At 51.8% G+C, this 17,550-nt stretch carries 19 protein-coding genes; 15 read left to right on the top strand and 4 right to left on the bottom strand.

The window, feature by feature from the left end; genetic code table 11:
• Window positions 1–6: 6 nt before the first annotated feature.
• Window positions 7–789: an N-acetylmuramoyl-L-alanine amidase family protein gene (locus Q4E40_RS05805; RefSeq protein ID WP_303410622.1), complete on the bottom strand. Its 783-nt coding sequence runs from the start codon at window positions 787–789 to the stop codon at window positions 7–9.
• Between the two features lie 73 nt (window positions 790–862).
• On the opposite strand from Q4E40_RS05805, the gene Q4E40_RS05800 reads away from it, so the two are divergent.
• From Q4E40_RS05800 to Q4E40_RS05755, 10 genes are all read left to right on the top strand, one after another.
• Window positions 863–3,571: a putative LPS assembly protein LptD gene (locus tag Q4E40_RS05800; protein ID WP_303410620.1), complete on the top strand. Its 2,709-nt coding sequence runs from the start codon at window positions 863–865 to the stop codon at window positions 3,569–3,571.
• Between the two features lie 85 nt (window positions 3,572–3,656).
• Window positions 3,657–4,475, top strand: coding sequence for a 3-methyl-2-oxobutanoate hydroxymethyltransferase (panB, locus tag Q4E40_RS05795; RefSeq protein ID WP_303410618.1), 819 nt, complete (start codon window positions 3,657–3,659; stop codon window positions 4,473–4,475).
• Between the two features lie 138 nt (window positions 4,476–4,613).
• Window positions 4,614–5,297 (top strand): RluA family pseudouridine synthase, encoded by a 684-nt coding sequence (locus Q4E40_RS05790; RefSeq protein ID WP_303410617.1) that lies wholly within the window; start codon window positions 4,614–4,616, stop codon window positions 5,295–5,297.
• Between the two features lie 314 nt (window positions 5,298–5,611).
• Window positions 5,612–6,382 (top strand): acyl-CoA desaturase, encoded by a 771-nt coding sequence (locus tag Q4E40_RS05785; protein WP_303410616.1) that lies wholly within the window; start codon window positions 5,612–5,614, stop codon window positions 6,380–6,382.
• Window positions 6,383–6,512: 130 nt separating this feature from the next.
• Window positions 6,513–7,040 (top strand): hypothetical protein, encoded by a 528-nt coding sequence (locus Q4E40_RS05780; RefSeq protein WP_303410615.1) that lies wholly within the window; start codon window positions 6,513–6,515, stop codon window positions 7,038–7,040.
• 235 nt (window positions 7,041–7,275) lie between these two features.
• Window positions 7,276–7,824 (top strand): 30S ribosomal protein S16, encoded by a 549-nt coding sequence (locus Q4E40_RS05775; protein ID WP_303410613.1) that lies wholly within the window; start codon window positions 7,276–7,278, stop codon window positions 7,822–7,824.
• Window positions 7,825–7,836: 12 nt separating this feature from the next.
• Window positions 7,837–8,400 (top strand): ribosome maturation factor RimM, encoded by a 564-nt coding sequence (gene rimM, locus Q4E40_RS05770; RefSeq protein WP_303410611.1) that lies wholly within the window; start codon window positions 7,837–7,839, stop codon window positions 8,398–8,400.
• A 12-nt stretch (window positions 8,401–8,412) separates the two neighbouring features.
• On the top strand, window positions 8,413–9,090 hold the full coding sequence (gene trmD, locus Q4E40_RS05765; RefSeq protein WP_303410610.1) for a tRNA (guanosine(37)-N1)-methyltransferase TrmD: 678 nt from the start codon (window positions 8,413–8,415) through the stop codon (window positions 9,088–9,090).
• 164 nt (window positions 9,091–9,254) lie between these two features.
• Window positions 9,255–9,608, top strand: coding sequence for a 50S ribosomal protein L19 (rplS, locus tag Q4E40_RS05760; protein WP_007657440.1), 354 nt, complete (start codon window positions 9,255–9,257; stop codon window positions 9,606–9,608).
• Between the two features lie 160 nt (window positions 9,609–9,768).
• Entirely contained in the window at window positions 9,769–10,356 is a 588-nt protein-coding gene (locus Q4E40_RS05755) for an inorganic diphosphatase (protein ID WP_303410606.1), read from the top strand.
• A gap of 112 nt (window positions 10,357–10,468) precedes the next feature.
• Here the strand turns inward: Q4E40_RS05755 and Q4E40_RS05750 are convergent, their stop codons facing one another.
• Together Q4E40_RS05750 and Q4E40_RS05745 are read right to left on the bottom strand one after the other, a co-directional pair.
• On the bottom strand, window positions 10,469–10,813 hold the full coding sequence (locus Q4E40_RS05750; RefSeq protein ID WP_303410604.1) for a protein-tyrosine-phosphatase: 345 nt from the start codon (window positions 10,811–10,813) through the stop codon (window positions 10,469–10,471).
• Between the two features lie 62 nt (window positions 10,814–10,875).
• On the bottom strand, window positions 10,876–11,580 hold the full coding sequence (locus Q4E40_RS05745; RefSeq protein WP_303410603.1) for a DNA repair ATPase: 705 nt from the start codon (window positions 11,578–11,580) through the stop codon (window positions 10,876–10,878).
• A gap of 221 nt (window positions 11,581–11,801) precedes the next feature.
• Here Q4E40_RS05745 and Q4E40_RS05740 point away from each other — a divergent pair, with 221 nt between their 5' ends.
• The 3 genes from Q4E40_RS05740 to Q4E40_RS05730 all read left to right on the top strand — a co-directional run bounded on the left by Q4E40_RS05740 (window position 11,802) and on the right by Q4E40_RS05730 (window position 13,911).
• Window positions 11,802–12,209, top strand: a complete 408-nt coding sequence (locus tag Q4E40_RS05740; protein WP_303410602.1) for a 6-pyruvoyl trahydropterin synthase family protein — start codon at window positions 11,802–11,804, stop codon at window positions 12,207–12,209.
• Complete coding sequence (gene folE / locus Q4E40_RS05735) at window positions 12,172–12,867, top strand: GTP cyclohydrolase I FolE (RefSeq protein ID WP_303410601.1); 696 nt, start codon at window positions 12,172–12,174, stop codon at window positions 12,865–12,867. Before Q4E40_RS05740 ends, folE begins: the two co-directional genes overlap by 38 nt.
• 120 nt (window positions 12,868–12,987) lie before the next feature.
• Window positions 12,988–13,911 (top strand): TIGR01777 family oxidoreductase, encoded by a 924-nt coding sequence (locus Q4E40_RS05730; RefSeq protein WP_303410599.1) that lies wholly within the window; start codon window positions 12,988–12,990, stop codon window positions 13,909–13,911.
• Window positions 13,912–14,018: 107 nt separating this feature from the next.
• Here the strand turns inward: Q4E40_RS05730 and Q4E40_RS05725 are convergent, their stop codons facing one another.
• Window positions 14,019–16,358 carry a penicillin-binding protein 1A gene (locus tag Q4E40_RS05725; RefSeq protein ID WP_303410597.1) on the bottom strand — a complete coding sequence of 780 codons (2,340 nt, stop codon included), beginning with the start codon at window positions 16,356–16,358 and terminating at the stop codon, window positions 14,019–14,021.
• A gap of 185 nt (window positions 16,359–16,543) precedes the next feature.
• On the opposite strand from Q4E40_RS05725, the gene Q4E40_RS05720 reads away from it, so the two are divergent.
• Complete coding sequence (locus Q4E40_RS05720) at window positions 16,544–17,056, top strand: hypothetical protein (protein WP_303410596.1); 513 nt, start codon at window positions 16,544–16,546, stop codon at window positions 17,054–17,056.
• 20 nt (window positions 17,057–17,076) lie between these two features.
• A complete protein-coding gene (locus tag Q4E40_RS05715; RefSeq protein ID WP_303410595.1) occupies window positions 17,077–17,538 on the top strand; it encodes a YciI family protein in 462 nt (153 codons plus the stop codon).
• Window positions 17,539–17,550: the final 12 nt, after the last annotated feature.

Below are 17,550 nucleotides of genomic sequence, written 5' to 3'. Positions count from 1 at the left end.
TATGCATTAGTTCATGGCTTCAAGCTCTTGCTTGTATTCCTTGAAGGCACGATATATACCTGATGCCATATACGTCTGACCCGCTTTATCGTTAAGGAATTTTTCCTCGGACGGATTGGTCAGGAAGCCGGCCTCGATCAGCACGCTCGGCATGTAGGATTTCCAGAGCACCAGAAAGCCGGCCTGCTTCACGCCGCGGCTGGTGCGCCCCACCCTGTTTTTAAACTCATTTTCTACTTTCTGGGCAAAACGGAGGCTGTTGTCGATGTAGGCGCTTTGGTGCAGCGCGAACATAATATGGCTCTGCGGGGAGTTCGGATCGAAGCCGCCGTATTTTTCTTTGTAGTCATCTTCCTGCAGGATAACGGCGTTTTCGCGCTTGGCTACGGCCAGGTTGTTGTTGGAAGTGTGGAGCCCCATGGTATAGGTCTCGGTGCCAAAAGCAGCAGGCGGGCCCGCATTCAGGTGAATGGAGATGAACAGGTCTGCGTTGTTCTTGTTGGCTATACCTGCGCGGTCGATCAACTCCACAAACGTATCGTCTTTGCGGGTGTAAACAACTTTCACGTCGGGCACGTTCTTCTCAATTAACGCACCGACCTGCAGGGCCAACTTCAAGGCCACGTCAGCCTCATGCGAAACTTTGCCGTTACAGCCTATGTCTTTACCGCCATGACCTGCATCGATTACTACCGTGCGCAGCTTGTACGCCTTACGGTATTCGAGCTTGCTGGAGGACAGTAGAAGTAAACTTAGGGCCAGAATTGAAATAGTAACAATATTTCTCACAACGCTCGTTAGTTAAAAGCTAAAACAATAACTTTGTACAAAATAAATAAAACTTTAGGGAAGTCTGAAGAAGTTGCGCTACATTTTAATCTTTTTGCTGCTGGTGCAGCTCGCCGTGCTTTCTGTCCAGCCTGTGCTGGGTCAGCGGGTCCGCCGTCCTACCACTACAGCCTCGCCAAAAGACACTGTCAACATCTCTCCACCGCAGGATTCGCTCGTGACTACGGCACCCCAGGGCGACATCGAGACCACAATCAATTACTCTGCCAGAGATTCCATTTTGTTTGAGGTAGACCGCAAAGTAGTACATCTGTATGGAGATGCCAAAATTGATTACGGCACCATGGAGCTTTCGGCAGCTTACATCAAGATCGACTACGACCTGAATACCCTGACCGCTACTACCCTTGCCGACTCAACGGGCCAGGAGACTGGCACTCCGGTATTTAAGGACGGCGCAGAAAGCTACGCTGCCAAGCGCATTGCCTATAATTACAAGACCAAACGTGGCCAGATCGCTGAAGTAGTAACGCAACAAGGCGAAGGGTATATACATTCCGAGGTGGTGAAAAAAAATGAGCACAACGAAATTTTCGGACTGCACAACAAATACACGACCTGTAACCTGGAGCATCCGCACTTCTATATCAGTGCCGGCAAGATCAAGGCCATTCCCAACGACAAGATCATGTCGGGGCCGTTTAACCTCGTGATCGCCGATATACCTACCCCGCTTGGCTTTTTGTTTGGTCTTTTCCCGACCCCAAAGAACAAACGCTCCTCGGGTGTGATCATGCCGACCTTTGGCGAGTCGCGGGCCCGTGGCTTTTACCTGAGCAACGGGGGCTACTACCTGGCCCTGAACGACTACATCGGCACCCGCATCACTGGCGACATCTATTCCCTGGGCGGGTATAAAGTGACGGTAGACAACACGTACATCAAGCGCTACTCATACCGTGGCAACTTCAACATCAGCTACGATTACTTTAAGAATGACGAAGCGGATGTAGCTGACCCAAACCGTTCCACAAACAATCTGGAAGGCCTGCCACCTACTCAACGCACGGCTTTCATTACATGGTCGCATAGTCCGGTGCAAAAGCCAGGTCGCGGTCGCTTTTCTGCCAACGTGCGGGCTGGTAGCAGCCAGCACAACCGCGTGAATTACAACAGCGCGAATGAGTACCTGGCCCCGACCTTCAACTCGACGATCACTTACCAGAAGAACATACAGAACTCCCCTTTCAGCTATACCGCCACACTGACCCAGGGCCAGAACAACGGAGGGTTCGTGGGAGAAGGCGAAAACCGGAGGCCGCAACCGACGATCATGCGCTTCACGCTGCCTGACCTCAACTTTGCGATGACGCAGACGAGCCTTTATGAGCTTTTCTCCAAGAATGTGCCGACCGGCAGGTGGTACGAAAACTTTACCGTCGGCTACAACGTGCGGGTCCGCAACGAGGTATCGAACCAGGTGGCTGCCCGCAGACTTGGCACTATACCTGTGGTAGGTGGTACAGAAAGGGACACCTCTTTTGCGCTTAACTTTGATAACCTGGGTGAACTCTGGCGAAACGGCCGAAAGAGCGCTGATCACAACTTCAACATCGGGCTGGGCAACTACAAAGTGTTCCGCTTTTTCAACCTGACGCCTACTGTCGATTACCGCGAGTCGTGGTTCGATAACAAGCTGACCTATACCTACGACGAGGAGCAGCAGGCCGTGCGCATCGATACGGCGGGTTTTGGCAGGGTGTACGAATATGGTGCGGGCGCCTCGCTCAACACGACCGTGTACGGCACCGTGCAGTTCCCGAAGAGCAAGCGGGTAGAGGCCATTCGCCATACCATGATACCAAGCATTAGCTACGGCTACCGCCCTAACTTCGGTGATGAGGGCCGCTTCGGTTTCTCCCAAACCACCCAGGTGGCGATAGACTCGCTGACGAACCAGCCGATTTTCCAGACACTGCCGCGCTTTAACGGCAACGTTCCTTCGGGCGGGCTGCGCAGCAGTCTGGGCATCCAGATCAATAACCGCGTCGAGATGAAAGTGCGTTCCCGCAGTGACTCCACAGATGCCAAATCGGAGAAAGTGAGCCTAATCGACAACCTGAACATAGGCACTACTTACAACCTGGCTGCTGACTCACTACGACTCTCACCCATTAACATCAGCATGAACACACGCCTGTTCAAAGTGTTTGATGTAAACTTTACGTCTACTCTCAACCCATACCAAGCTAGTCCGGACGGTAACCGTTCTATAGACCGCTTCATGCTGGAGGGACCAGGATTTAAACTCGCCAGGCTGACCAATGCCAACCTGAGCGTGCGGGCCAACTTTAACCCCGCGGCACGGTCCACCAACACACCGCCACCGACCAACCTGCCCGGTATGCTGAACCCGAATGACCAGTTCCTGCCGGACTATGTGGACTTCAACATTCCCTGGACGCTGAACCTGGATTATACGATCTTCTATACCGGTGGCACACCACAAAACAAGGGCACGATCACGCAGAACATTGGCATGCAGGGCACCCTGAACCTGACTGAAAAGTGGAAGTTTGGCTACATGGCCGGGTATGACTTTGAAAACCAGAACATTTCCAACGCCAGCCTCGATATTTACCGCGACCTGCACTGCTGGGAAATGAGCATCGGCTGGAGACCTTTTGGTTTGATGCGCGGCTATAACGTGACCATCAACGCCCGCTCTGCCCTGCTTCGCGACCTAAAGCTCTCCCGGAACAGGTCTGGCTTCAACCGATAACCCCCGAACAGCCACGCCAGGAAATTTAGGTGGCTGTTTATGTTTTGATTTTTATAATTTTGAATCAAATCCAAACCAGCATCCTATGTCTGTTCATAAAAGCGACGTAAAAAAAGTTACCACGCACCAGCTGCAGAATATGAAAGAGCGCGGCGAGAAGATCTCCATGCTCACGGCTTACGACTTTTCCATGGCCACTATTCTGGACGCAGCCGGCGTAGATGTACTGCTTGTCGGTGACTCCGCCTCCAATGTCATGGCCGGCCACGAGACGACACTACCCATCACACTGGACCAGATGATCTACCACGCCTCTTCGGTGATACGTGGTGTAAACCGCGCTTTTGTGGTGGTGGACCTGCCGTTCGGTTCTTATCAGGGCAATTCTTCTGAAGCGCTGCGCTCCACTATCCGCATCATGAAGGAGTCGGGCGCGCACGGCATTAAGCTGGAAGGCGGCGCTGAGATAAAGGAATCGATTGTGCGCATCCTGAGCGCCGGTGTGCCAGTAATGGGCCACCTGGGCCTGACCCCACAGTCCATCTATAAGTTCGGTACCTATACTGTGCGAGCCAAAGAAGAAGCCGAAGCGCAGAAGCTGATCGACGATGCCCTCCTGCTGCAGGAACTGGGCTGCTTCTCGATCGTGCTGGAAAAAATTCCTTCGGAGCTGGCCAAGCGCGTTGCCGAGAAGCTGGAGATTCCGATCATAGGTATAGGCGCAGGTCCGCACGTAGACGGGCAGGTGCTGGTGGTACACGACATGCTGGGCATCAACAAGGAGTTCAAACCCCGCTTCCTGCGTCGCTACGCCGACCTGCACACCATCATGACCGATGCCGTGCAGAACTACGTGAAGGACGTGAAGAGCAAAGATTTCCCGAACGAGAAAGAAGCGTACTAGGTGGAATGACTAATTATTAATGATGAATGAATAATGGTTATTGACTAAATGATGGTTGCTTGATTGAAAGTTGTTTCATTAACCATTCTCACATCTCCTATTTATTAATCATTAGTCATTATTAATTATTAAAAGCCCATGGCTTTGCTCGATGTTCTTTTTGAGGATAACCATGTGCTGGTGGTCAACAAGCCGGCAGGGTTGCTCGTGCACGGCGACGAGACCGGCGATGAGTGTCTTGCCGACCTGGCCAAAGCCTACATCAAAGAGAAGTATAACAAACCGGGTAACGTGTACATCGGGGTGGTGCACCGGCTGGACCGGCCGGTTAGCGGTGTGGTGCTGCTGGCCAAAACCTCCAAAGCCCTTACCCGCCTCAACGAGCTCTTCCGCAGCAAGAAGACCGTGAAAACCTACTGGGCGGTGGTACTGAACCGGCCTGCTATACCTGAACAGACGCTCGTGCACTGGCTCATCAAGGACAGCAGCCGCAACGTGACCAAAGCCTACGCCCGCGAAAACAAAAGCGGCCTCCGCTCCGAGCTGAGCTATCGGCTGGTTGGGCAGCACGACAACAACTACCTGCTGGAGGTGAATCCTGTCACGGGTCGGCCGCACCAGATCCGGGTGCAATTGGCCTCCATGAACTGTCCCATTGTCGGTGACCTCCGGTATGGCGCCAGCAAACCGCTCCCGGACAAGCGCATCGCCCTGCACGCCCGTAGCCTTCAATTCGAACATCCTACCCTTAAAACCATGATTAGCGTTACTGCGCCACTCCCCGCAGTTCCTGTCTGGGCGCCGTTCAGGCCGAAAGAATAACCCAGTATAGATTGAAGGATGACCAGCTAAGGGTGATCCGGTCGGCGAACTCACCCTTAGCCGACTTACGCAAGCAGCGCAGCCATCAATAGATTATCAACTTATATCCAGGTAATACTCCTGCTGTCTTATTATTTATCCTTCAATAACAATTATTCATTCCCCGAAACTGACATTCATCATCTTTCTGAACTTTTATACCGGTTTTTATTCTTTCTATAGAATCAGATCGTAATTTTGCGAAGGCTTGGTGACTGCTTTAAGCGCCGCTATACCTGAATCAGAATAAATCACTTCAACATACTAATTGCTTAATGGCCATACTTATTTTCTTCGTATTGCACTGGTACCTCTCCTTGTTTGTGCAAACGTTCTTCCTGCACCGCTATGCTGCGCACAAGATGTTCACCATGACCCCATTCTGGGAGAAGGCATTTTACCTGCTGACCTACATCGCGCAGGGCTCTTCTTTCCTGTCGCCGCGTGCCTATGCTATTTTGCACCGCATGCACCACGCTTTCTCTGACACAGAGCGTGACCCGCATTCTCCGCACTACTCCAACAACGCATTTGCGATGATGTGGAAGACCAAAAACATTTACAACGACGTGCTCAACCACCGCGTGGAACCAGAGCGCCGTTTTGATGGCGACTACCCGCTTTGGCCAGCACTCGAGAAGATTGGGGATTCGAAGGTTTCTCGTATCGGCTGGGGTGTGGCTTATGTGCTGTTCTACATCGCCTTCGCCACGCAGTGGTGGATGTTCCTGCTGCTGCCGCTTCACTTCCTGATGGGTCCGGTGCACGGGGCCATCGTAAACTGGAGCGGTCACAAGTATGGCTACCAGAATTTCGACAACAACGACAAGTCACGCAACTCGCTTTTCTTCGACTTCCTGACAGGCGGCGAGCTATTCCAGAACAATCACCACAAACTGCCTAACCGCGTGAACTTCGGTGTGAAGTGGTGGGAAGTGGACCCTACCTGGCCTGTTATCTGGACGCTGGACAAGCTGAGCATCATCAAGCTGAAGCCTGTGAAAGTAAAAGCAGCCAGACCTCCCAGAGCAAAAGCCAACGCTTAATTAGATTGAAAAGCCCTTCGGAAACGAAGGGCTTTTTGTTTTCAAAAGATTTACCAATTACTATATCATATTAAATAGATTCTCAGTACATTCTTAAAGAAAATACTCCACACTATTAAGAATACCATCTATGACTTCAACTTCACCAAAGACTCATATACTGAGCTTTCTTTCGATGTTACTTATTCTTCCGCTGTGTTTTTCTTGTAAGAAAGAGTCAATTGAAGAACCGCTTATGCAATATCACTTTATAGAATTTGTAGACGCCTCTGGCAAAAACCTGTTAGAAAGGGGCGAGATATCAACTACTGAGTTCAGGCTAATTTCTGGCGATTTCATATACACCTGGGACGAAATGTTGGCAGAGAAGAAGCGCGACGCTAAATCAATCTCTGATACTCTCCCCTATAACTATGAACATGCTGCTATCCTCAACGAGATGCTAAGCAATGATAATTTGCTTTTAGAGGCATCGCAAGGCGACTTAGGATACTATGGACCTCGAGAGAAAATCTTCTCATTGAATGGAGTAAATCATACGTTCACGTATTCGCTCAAAGATGGCTTCTCCCAGAACGGCAAGAAGCTGGCATCCACAACTAATGTAATTGACAAGGGTTATATATTCTATCACCGTATAGTGTTAGAGAACTATTAAGAACAGAATTTGATAAGGCACCTCAAAGGCCCTTCCCGCAACGGAGGGCTTTTTGTTTGGCTGTGCCTATACTTGGCAGATGTGTGGTGGTAATAGGCTATCATACCTATACCTTGCAATCAGAACTCCTGAAATCAATTCTTAAAAATCTTGCATTAATCGGCACAAAATCACTACCTTTGCGGTTCTAAAAACTGGCGGACGGGTTTCGCCGACTTTAAATTTTATATAAAAAATGGCTGTTAAAATCAGACTGGCCCGCAGAGGCCGCAAAAAATCCGCTATCTACGACATCGTAGTAGCTGACGCTCGTTCACCACGTGATGGTAAGTTTATCGAGAAACTGGGTACTTACAACCCAAACACTAACCCTGCTTCTATCGATTTCAGCGAGGAGAAGGCGTTCCAGTGGTTAATGAATGGTGCTCAGCCAACTGACACAGTGAAGGCAATGCTTTCTTACAGAGGTATTCTGTACAAGAAGCACCTGCAGATCGGTGTTGTAAAAGGCGCTATCTCTCAGGAAACAGCTGACGCTCGTTTCGAAGAGTGGAAGAAAGAGAAAGAAGCGAAAATTGAAAGCAAGCGTACTACACTTGGCTCTGAGAAAGAGGCGAAGCGCAAGGCTGCTTTTGATGCTGAAACGAAAGTAAAAGAAGCTCGTGCAGAGGCTATCCGTCAGCGTGAGGCTGCCAAGCTGGCTGCTGATGCTCCTGCTGCTGAAGCTGAAGAAGCTCCTGAGGCACCAGCTGCTGAAGGCGAGTCTACTGAAGAGCAAGCATAAATTACATCGGCCATGCACATTGATGACTGCTTTCTGTTAGGACACATCGTCAAGACCCATGGCATCAAGGGACAAGTGGTTGCGTTTTTCGACGTGGACTACCCCGAAGATTATGATGATCTGGAATCAGTCTTTCTTGAACAACAAGGAAGGCTGATTCCTTTTTTTATTGACAAGATGGAGCCCGTGCAGAAAGGCCGTTTTATTATCACCTTTGAGGATATCAAAACGATCGAGCAGGCCGAGAAGCTTCGTAATGTCAGCCTATACCTGCCACTCGACGAGCTCCCGGAGCTAGAAGAAGGACAGTTCTATTTCCATGAGGTGATCGGCTACCAGGTGGTGGACCAGAACCACGGTCCGCTTGGCACTGTGAAAGACTTTTACGACATGCCGCAGCAACAGCTGATGGCCATGGAGTACAGTGGACAGGAGATGCTGGTGCCTGTGCTGGATGAGGTGTTTGTACGCGCCGACCACGAAGCTAAGGTGCTGCACGTAAACCTGCCGGAAGGCCTGCTGGAGGTATACACCCAGCCCGGTACCCCTGACGACGCCGACGACCGCGACGAGTAGCCCCCTGTTATCATGCGATTTGACATTATCAGTTGCCAGCCCGACCTGCTGGACAGTCCTTTTAGCCATTCCATCGTGAAGCGGGCTCAGCAAAAAGGCCTGGTAGACATCCACATACACGACCTCCGTAAGTACGCCATCAACAAACATGGCCAGATAGACGACTATGCTTTTGGCGGCGGGGCAGGTATGGTGATGATGATCGAACCGATTGACAAGCTGCTGACGGAACTGAAGGCGGAGCGGGAGTATGATGCGGTCATCTACATGACGCCCGACGGACAAACGCTCAACCAGCAAGTGGTAAATCAGTTTTCGCTGATGCGCAACGTCATCATTTTGTGCGGCCACTACAAAGGCGTGGATGAGCGGGTGCGACAGCATTACGTGACCCACGAGATCAGCATAGGGGACTATGTGCTTTCGGGTGGTGAGTTGGGAGCGGCTGTACTGGCCGATGCCATTATCCGCATCATACCGGGCGTTCTCAACGACGAGTCTTCTGCCCTGACCGATTCGTTTCAGGATGGGTTGCTGGCACCGCCGGTCTATACCCGTCCGGCAGACTACAAAGGGATGACAGTACCGGACATTCTGCTTTCGGGCGATGGTCCTAAAATAGAGCAGTGGCGTTTTGAGCAGGCGGTGGAACGTACCAGACAACGCCGGCCAGACCTACTGAACGAGTAGCAGAAAACGGGCTGAAAGGGTGCAAAGGGCTTCACTTTTGCGCTTTTCAGGTATTAGTTTCAAAAAGTTACATTTTTTTGCTGCAAAAATTCTTATGTAATAAATAATTACATATCTTTGCAGTCCGAATTTTGAAGAAGATATTTAGCTTTAACAACATAGCCATGAGCGAATTACTTAAATTTATCGAGCAGGAATCTACAGACAAGCGCGCCTCTTTCCCGACTTTCCAGTCTGGTGATACCATCAACATCCACGTGAAAATCCGTGAAGGTAACAAAGAGCGTATCCAGCAGTTCCAGGGCGTTGTTATTCAGCGCAAGAATGTGAACACAAACGGTGAGACTTTCACTGTAAGAAAAGTGTCTAACCAGATCGGTCTGGAGCGTATTTTCCCACTGCTTTCTCCATCTATCGAGAAGATCGAGCTTGTAAGAAAAGGCCGTGTTAGAAGAGCTAGACTGTACTACCTGAGAGGCCTGCAGGGTAAAGCTGCACGTATCAAGGAAAGAAGATAATTGAAGAACCTGTTTTCATAAGTTTTCCATAGTTTTAGTAGAAGGGAGCCGTTTCATAGCAAACGGCTCCCTTTTTTATACCTGTTATACTCGTCAGGCTATACCTCCTTTGGCCAGGCTTGTTATATTTGCGGCTATACATTTGTCCCCTCTTACGCCCATGAAAGCACTACAGCGTTATACCTTCCTGCTGCTATCCCTGGTCCTGCTGGCTTCCTGCCAAGCAGACTACACCGCTTTGCCCACCTACAATGGCAAGAAACAGCTGCAGGCCGTGATTGAGGTGCCCGCCGGGAGCTCAACTAAGCTGCACTACAACCGACAGACGAAAGACTTTGAGGCAGAGCAACAGGCCGGCCAGGATCGCATCATTCCTTTCCTGCCCTACCCTGCCAATTTCGGCTTTATACCTTCTACAGAAACTAACGCTCAGAAGAAACCGCTGGAAGTAGTCGTGCTTGCCGGAAGTGCAGCCTCAGGCACGGTGATGGAAGTAATACCGGTGGGCGTACTGCAACTGGAGACAGACGGCGAGCTGGACCACAAGATCATAGCGGTACCGGCAAGGCCGAGCGAGCGCTCCATCAACGCCTCCGACTACAACAGCTTCACAGCGGACTACCCTGCCGCTAAAGCCATCCTGCAGCAATGGTTTGTGCACCATAACCCAACCGCCAAAAGTAAGTTCGTGGGCTGGCGCAACGAGCAGTTCGCCGAACAGGAAATACAGCGCTGGATGAAACTCTAACGCATTGTCCATAAAACAGAAAAGCCTCCGGATTAGGAGGCTTTTCTGTTTATCGGTCTTGGTCATAAGGCGGCGCAGCTGGCTTAGGGATGTGGTTAGCCGCAGATTTTCTTTAAATTTTGTACACCACTTTGAGAGACGAATTGATTCTGTCTTTTAGGATTTCTATCAGTTCAGGCTCAAGGTACTCGTATTCATCTTCTATTTGTAGTACTTCTATGGGAGGTAAATCCAAATGCCTATAGGTTCCTGCAATTCTTGTGCCCTGCCCTTGTTCCATTACATAAATAATGTCAGCCCAAAGTGCATCCTTCTCTTTTATTTGCCTTTCACTTTTTGGGCTAAGTCCGACTGACCTGATGTTAAAACGCATGTCATTTTTGAAGATGTACTCTGCTGTTCTGCTTCTTCGCTTGTTGCGTCCACAAACTACCAGTATGTTCGGTTTTTCAGTCACAAACGCTATTTTTCTTGTCTTTTTATAAATTATCGTAGGGCTAACCCAGGTATAGCTATACCTTATTTGATGTCGCGCAATTTGGTTCTCACCTCATCCACCGCCTTCTCCATGGCCTGCACCTGCTGGCGGCTGGCTTCCTGCTGCTTCACGTTCAGCTCCACATTCTGCTCCAACTGGCGCAGTTCGTCGGCGTTGCGCACCAGTTCGGCTTCCAGCTCCTGTTTGCGCTTCTTGTTCCGCTCTATGCTTAGTTGCAGGTCGTTGGCCTGCTTCACCACGCGGTCCTGCTCTTTCTTGGTGCTTCGCAGCACCGCCTCGGCTTCGTTGATCTGCAGCAGCACGTCTTCCTGGTACAGCTTTTTGCCGAAGCTCTCCATGAACTGCTCAGCCGCGGCGTATACCTCTGGGGTCGCGTTTTTATCCAGGTGGGTGGTGCCCATGTCGAGTGACCACCACACATAGCTGCCGTTGGCGTGCGTGCCTACCGTGGAGATCACGCGCACAGGTTCCTTGCTGATGCTTCTCAGCTTGGCCTCCTCTACCGTGTAAACGCCCTTGGCGTGTTTCACCTTGCCCGCTTCCTGCGATAAGTGGTCTTTCCAGATCTTCTCCACAAACTTAGGGTCCAGCTGCACGCTCAGCTGCTGGCCGCTGCGCTTTATACCGCTCACTACCTGCTCGCTTTCTTCTACTCGCATGACCTGCGCACTCGCCATACCTGATACCAGCAACATGGCCGCTACCAACAATCCTTTTACTCGCATACTCTACTTAGAAATAATGATTTGACAGGAACAATCGTATACCTACGAAAATAGCTAATCCATAGCAGATTTCAGATATAAGGTGCAGTATTAATTTACCGACCGTTCTGTTTGGGTTTAGGGGCCACGAACCTTAACTTTGTAGGTTTACAGCCCGGCTAGCTTAATGTGAATTTTTCACGTACGCGAACAATAACACAGGCCCGCCTGTTGGAACCGCAATGAAAATAACGATCTGCAGAAAAGAGCACTTTAACGCCGCACACCGCCTGCACAATCCGGCCTGGAGCGATGAGCGCAACGCGGAGGTTTTCGGGCTGTGCAACAACCCCAACTTCCACGGGCACAACTACGAGCTCATCGTGAAGCTGACCGGCGCCGTGGACGAGGAAACCGGGTATGTGTATGACATGAAAAAGCTCAGCACGCTGGTGAAAGAAGAGGTGATCGACAGGTTTGACCACAAGAACCTCAACCTCGACACCGAGGAGTTCAGGAAACTGAACCCTACCGCCGAGCACATTGCCATGGTGATCTGGGAGCGACTGCGGGAAAAAATAAGCCGGGAATATGAATTGGCGGTAACGCTTTATGAAACTGAACGAAACTTTGTTGAATATAATGGATAACCAGGACCTGGCCACCGACGCGGAAGAGATAGACGACCACCTGATGGGCTCTCTGGATACGCCGCTGCGCCCTGACGCATTTGACCTTTCTGACGCTGAGAAGATCGTGATCATTGAAAGGCACTTCCGCGAAATTATGCATACCATGGGCCTCGACCTCACGGACGACAGCCTGAAAGGCACACCGCTGCGTGTTGCCAAAATGTATGTGCAGGAAATCTTCAGTGGCCTGCACCCCGAGAACAAACCGGTTATCCGCCGATTTGAGAACAAGTACAAGTACAAGCAGATGCTGGTAGAGCGCGATATCACCGTGTACTCTTCCTGCGAGCACCATTTCGTGCCGATCATCGGTAAAGCCCACGTCGCCTACATGCCCAACGAGCATGTGATCGGTCTCTCGAAACTGAACCGCATTGTGCAGTACTATGCCCGCCGTCCGCAGGTGCAGGAGCGCATGACCATGCAGATAGCCAACGAACTGAAGCAGGCGCTGCAAACTGAGAACGTGGCCGTGCTGATCGAGGCGGATCACCTTTGTGTGATGAGCCGGGGCGTGAACGACGTCAGCAGCAGCACCATCACGGCGGAGTACTCCGGCCTGTTTGAGCAGGACCAGTACCGCAACGAGTTCCTGAACCACATCCGCAAGAAATAAGCCCGCTGCCTAAGCGAACCTTTGTGCTGCCAGTCGGTTTTAATCGTTGAAAGCAACTTTCAGTGAGTCCTTACCCGTATAGATATATTTCTATATAGTTTATAACAACGATTAGTGCTTATGGCTGGGAAAATACTGATTTCAGGTGGTACAGGGCTGATCGGAACGCGTCTTTCGGAGATGCTCATCGATCAGGGCTATGAGGTAGCGCACCTGTCCAGAGCGCCCGACAAGTTCTCTCACTACAAGACTTTCCGCTGGGATATAGAGAAATCTTATATCGACGAGAATGCCATCACCTACGCCGACTATATCATTCACCTGGCGGGTGCCGGACTGGCTGATGAGAAATGGACGAAAGAACGCAAGCGCGAGATTCTGCGCAGCCGGGTAGACAGCACGCAGCTGCTGCTCAACAGTCTCCGCAAACAAGAGCACCACGTCAAAGGCTTTATCTCGTCCTCTGCCATCGGCATTTATGGCAACTCAGGTGACCTGCTGATGTCTGAGGAGAGCAGTTACGGCGAAGACTTTATGGCCGAGGTATGCAAAGCCTGGGAAGCGGCTGTCTGGCAGGTCAAAGACCTGGGTATACGTACCGTCATCCTGCGGACAGGTATAGCGCTGAGCGAAAAAGGAGGTGCTCTGCCGCAAATAGCCCGGCCGATCAAGCTGATGGCGGGTGCTCCACTTGGCAGTGGCAAACAGTACATGTCCTGGATCCACATCGACGACCTGTGCCGCCTCTATACGCGGGCTATTGAAGACACCCAATTTGTGGGCGTTTACAACGCCGTGGCTCCTCACCCTGTCACCAACCAGGAGTTTACAGAAGCGCTGGCCGAGGCTATGAACAAGCCATTAGTGTTGCCTAAAGTCCCTTCTTTTGCCCTTAACCTGATGCTTGGCGAGATGAGCGATGTCGTGCTGAGCGGACAGCGTGTGAGCGCCAACAAAGTGCTGCAGACCGGCTTCACCTTCGAGTACAATTACCTGGACGAGGCGCTGGAGTCCTTCTACAGCAGAAGCAAAGACAAAAGCTGATTCCCCTATACCTGCTTGTTTGCAGTCACCTACAGCATATACCTTAAAACAGCAGCGCCGGCTATCAGTATAGTCGGCGCTGCTGTTTTCAATGGTTAAGGTATAGCTTAAAAGGTATCGATCAACTCAGGGATTTCAAAATTCAGGTCGAAGAAAATAGAGTCTGGTTCAGCTTTGGGCAGCACGGTGGTGCAGTTGTACTTCTTGTTGATCTTGACAGTTGGTTTAGGAAAACGGCCCATGGTATAACCCAGCTCCTTGTCTTCGTAAATGCGCTCCATGAAGAGGCCGTATACTGGCAGTGCTGTCTTGGAGCCTTCGCCCAGGCTGGAGGTACGGAAGTGAATGCTGCGGTCCTCGCCGCCCACCCACACACCGGTTACCAGGTCTTTGGTCACGCCCATAAACCAACCGTCGGAGTGGTTGGAGGTGGTGCCGGTTTTGCCGCCAATCTCGTTGCCCTTCCAGAGGTCGTATTCCCACAGCGCCTGCGAGGTACCGCCCGGCTCCTCTATACCTCCCTTGAGCATATGCATCATCAGGAAGGCGGTTTCTTCGCTCAGCACTTTCTTCTGCTCCGGCACAAACTGCTCGATCAGGTTGCCTTCGCGGTCTTCGATGCGGGTGATGAAACGCGGTGCGGTGTGGAAACCATGGTTCGGGAACGTGCTGTAGGCACCCACCATATCGTAAACAGACACATCACTTGGGCCCAGGCCAATGGAGGGCACCTTATCCAACGGGCTGGTGATGCCCAGCTTGTTGGCGTAGTCCACCACAGTTTCCCAGCCAACCAGTTCGGTAAGCTGTGCGGTGACAGAGTTTACCGATTTACCCATACCCCGGCGCAGCGTCATCGGGGCTCCGGTATACTGCCAGTCGGCATTGTTGGGCGACCAGCTTTTTTTCTCGCCTTTCTCCACGTAATTGATGGTGATGCGCGTGTCCACGATCTTGTCGCAAGGCGAGTAGCCGTTGTCGATGGCTGCCACGTATACGAACGGCTTAAAGGTGGAGCCTGGCTGGCGTCGCGCCTGCTTCACGTGGTCGAACTTAAAGTACTTGTAGTTGATACCGCCCACCCAGGCCTTGATCTCGCCGGAGAAGGGGTCCATGGTCATCATACCGCCGTGCAGGAAACGCTTGTAGTAGCGCAGCGAGTCCAGGGGCGACATGGTCATCTTTTTCTCCCGCTCCGGGTTGTCCCAGGTGAACACCATCATCTCGCGCGGCGTGTTCAATTCTTTGTTGATGGCGGCCACGTTGTCGCCATGCTTCTTTTTGAGGCGCTTGTAGTAGTCGGTGCGCTTGATGGTTTCTTCTATGAAGCCCGGGATCTCACGGTTCTTCTCGTCCACCCAGGGGTTCTGCCCCTTCCAGTGGTTGTCGAAGCGGCGCTGCAGGGTGCGCATCTGCTGCTCCATGGCCGCCTCGGCGTGGGCCTGTATGCGCGAATCGATGGTGGTGTATACCTTCAGACCGTCGCGGTACAGGTCATAGCCGTTCTCCTTGCACCATTCCTTCATAAAATCGGCCACAGCCCCCCGGAAGTAGGTAGCCGGACCGTCGTAATGGTTTTCTACTTTGTAGTCCAGCACCAGCGGCAGTTTGCTCAGCGAGTCGGCTTGCGCCTGGGTGAGGTAGTCGTACTTGGCCATCTGCCCCAGCACCGTGTTGCGGCGGCGGGTGGCGTTCTCTGGGTTAAAGCGCGGACTGTAATAAGTCGGTGCCTTGAGCAAACCTACCAGTACGGCGGCCTGCTCGGGCTTGAGGCTGTCTGGGGAAGTGTTGAAGAAAGTCTTGGAGGCTACCTGTATACCGAAGGAATTACTGCCGAAGTCCACGGTGTTGAGGTACATGGCCAAGATCTCTTCTTTGGTATAGCGCTGCTCCAGTTTGATGGCGGTAAGCCATTCCTTCGTTTTGGAGATGACGATGTTCAGTCCAGGTATATGGCCGAGCACGCCTTTGGAGTCGTCGGTGCGGGTCTTGTAGAGGTTTTTGGCCAGCTGTTGCGTGATGGTGCTACCGCCCCGGCTTTCGCCGCGCAGGTTGTCGTACACGGCTCCGAAAATGGCTGTCGGGTCTATACCTGCATGCTCGTAGAAACGAACGTCCTCAGTGGCGATCAGCGCATTGATAAGCGTGGGCGACATCTGCTTGTAACCCACCGGGCTGCGGTTTTCCCGGAAGTACTTTCCGATCAGCTGGCCGTCGGCTGTGTATAACTCGGAGGCCTGGTCGCTACGCGGGTTTTCCAGCCTGTCCAGGCTTGGGGAGGAGCCGAAGAGGTAAAAGAAGTTATACTCCACACTCACCAGGTAGCCCACCACCACCATCAGCCCCAACACAAACAGCTTCCAGGTATAGCCAATGATACGGCCGTAAACCGACCTCCTCTTTTTAACTGGTTGCTTTACTTGTTCTTTTTCTTGCTCTTGCAGCATGTTATTTCATCAGGGCAAATTGCCTGTATTTTTCCGGATCGCTTCTCTCTAATTTACTGCAAATATACCTTTTGTGTGCAAATACTTTCTCAGAAACGCATAAAACTTAGCAAGCGGTATGCAGAAGCTGTGATAACTTTGGCAGCCCCTGCCTATCTTTGCCACATAGCATTACCCATACACCCATGCAAGAGCAATTACAGGCAGCGTTCGATAAAATCAAGGGGCTGCCGCTGACCAAAACCACCCGCAGCGAACTGGTGCAGTACTTCCACTTCGGCAAAACCAGCTATACCACGCCGCAGGGACTGATATTGGACGTAGGCTTCTATACCCTGGCCGTGAACTGCCCCTGGACCTTCGAGCTGGCTGACGGCAGCACCATCAAGCACAGCGAGGTGTTCATGCGCAAGCGCGAGCCCGGCCTCCCCTCCCCCAAATTCGACTGGAAAGTGCCCGGTGCCAACCTCCGCGACCAGCACCTGCAGGGGCTGGTGATCAGCAGCCAGGCCCTGGCAGTAGAGAGCGCCGAAGTAAGAGATGCGTACGGTATTGCCCTGACTTTCGTGAACGGTGACCGCCTGATCTTAGTGCCTGATTTGGGTAAGCCGCAGGAGGAATACTGGCAGCTGTTCAGCAACGCTGGCGACAGCTTTAGCATCGGAGCTGGTGCTACGGGAGTTGTTGCACGTCAATGAGTTTCTATACCTTTACGCTTATGAAAAAACTGCTACAAACCACAGGTATAGCCCTGGCTCTCGGCCTTTGCTGCACAGTAGGCGCTCAGGCCCAGTCCAAAGCGAAGCCTGCTGCTAAAAAAGCGCCGGCTGCTACAGCGCAGGAAGCTCCTAAGAAGTCTGGTGAGATGGACATGAGCCAGATGAAGACCTACTACATAGCCCTGCTCAAAAAAGGCCCTTACCAACCCACCGACACAGCCGAGGTAAACAGCATCCAGCGTGGGCACATGGCGCATATCCGGAAGATGGCTGCCGATGGCAAACTGGTGATGGCCGGTCCGTTTCTGGACAATGGCGAGTTGCGTGGTATCTTCATTTTTGACGTCGCTACTCTGGAGGAGGCGAAGGCACTGACCGAGGCAGACCCGGCCGTAAAAGCCGGTAAGCTGATCATGGAGCTGCACCCCTGGATGAGCCAGCGCGGCACAACGCTACCGTAGCAACCTTTACAG

This window comes from Pontibacter coccineus (assembly GCF_030546575.1).
Taxonomy (GTDB): Bacteria; Bacteroidota; Bacteroidia; order Cytophagales; family Hymenobacteraceae; genus Pontibacter; species Pontibacter coccineus.
The sequence above is the reverse complement of the archived record's forward strand: the minus strand, read 5'-3'. Positions and strand labels throughout refer to the sequence as shown.

Excerpts from the sequence above, each read along its gene's own strand:
- panB (WP_303410618.1), top strand. The coding sequence starts at position 3,657 with ATGTCTGTTCATAAAAGCGACGTAAAAAAAGTTACCACGCACCAGCTG.
- Q4E40_RS05790 (WP_303410617.1), top strand. The coding sequence starts at position 4,614 with ATGGCTTTGCTCGATGTTCTTTTTGAGGATAACCATGTGCTGGTGGTC.
- Q4E40_RS05785 (WP_303410616.1), top strand. The coding sequence starts at position 5,612 with ATGGCCATACTTATTTTCTTCGTATTGCACTGGTACCTCTCCTTGTTT.
- Q4E40_RS05780 (WP_303410615.1), top strand. The coding sequence starts at position 6,513 with ATGACTTCAACTTCACCAAAGACTCATATACTGAGCTTTCTTTCGATG.
- Q4E40_RS05775 (WP_303410613.1), top strand. The coding sequence starts at position 7,276 with ATGGCTGTTAAAATCAGACTGGCCCGCAGAGGCCGCAAAAAATCCGCT.
- rimM (WP_303410611.1), top strand. The coding sequence starts at position 7,837 with ATGCACATTGATGACTGCTTTCTGTTAGGACACATCGTCAAGACCCAT.
- trmD (WP_303410610.1), top strand. The coding sequence starts at position 8,413 with ATGCGATTTGACATTATCAGTTGCCAGCCCGACCTGCTGGACAGTCCT.
- rplS (WP_007657440.1), top strand. The coding sequence starts at position 9,255 with ATGAGCGAATTACTTAAATTTATCGAGCAGGAATCTACAGACAAGCGC.
- Q4E40_RS05755 (WP_303410606.1), top strand. The coding sequence starts at position 9,769 with ATGAAAGCACTACAGCGTTATACCTTCCTGCTGCTATCCCTGGTCCTG.
- Q4E40_RS05745 (WP_303410603.1), bottom strand. The coding sequence starts at position 11,580 with ATGCGAGTAAAAGGATTGTTGGTAGCGGCCATGTTGCTGGTATCAGGT.
- Q4E40_RS05740 (WP_303410602.1), top strand. The coding sequence starts at position 11,802 with ATGAAAATAACGATCTGCAGAAAAGAGCACTTTAACGCCGCACACCGC.
- folE (WP_303410601.1), top strand. The coding sequence starts at position 12,172 with ATGAAACTGAACGAAACTTTGTTGAATATAATGGATAACCAGGACCTG.
- Q4E40_RS05730 (WP_303410599.1), top strand. The coding sequence starts at position 12,988 with ATGGCTGGGAAAATACTGATTTCAGGTGGTACAGGGCTGATCGGAACG.
- Q4E40_RS05725 (WP_303410597.1), bottom strand. The coding sequence starts at position 16,358 with ATGCTGCAAGAGCAAGAAAAAGAACAAGTAAAGCAACCAGTTAAAAAG.
- Q4E40_RS05720 (WP_303410596.1), top strand. The coding sequence starts at position 16,544 with ATGCAAGAGCAATTACAGGCAGCGTTCGATAAAATCAAGGGGCTGCCG.
- Q4E40_RS05715 (WP_303410595.1), top strand. The coding sequence starts at position 17,077 with ATGAAAAAACTGCTACAAACCACAGGTATAGCCCTGGCTCTCGGCCTT.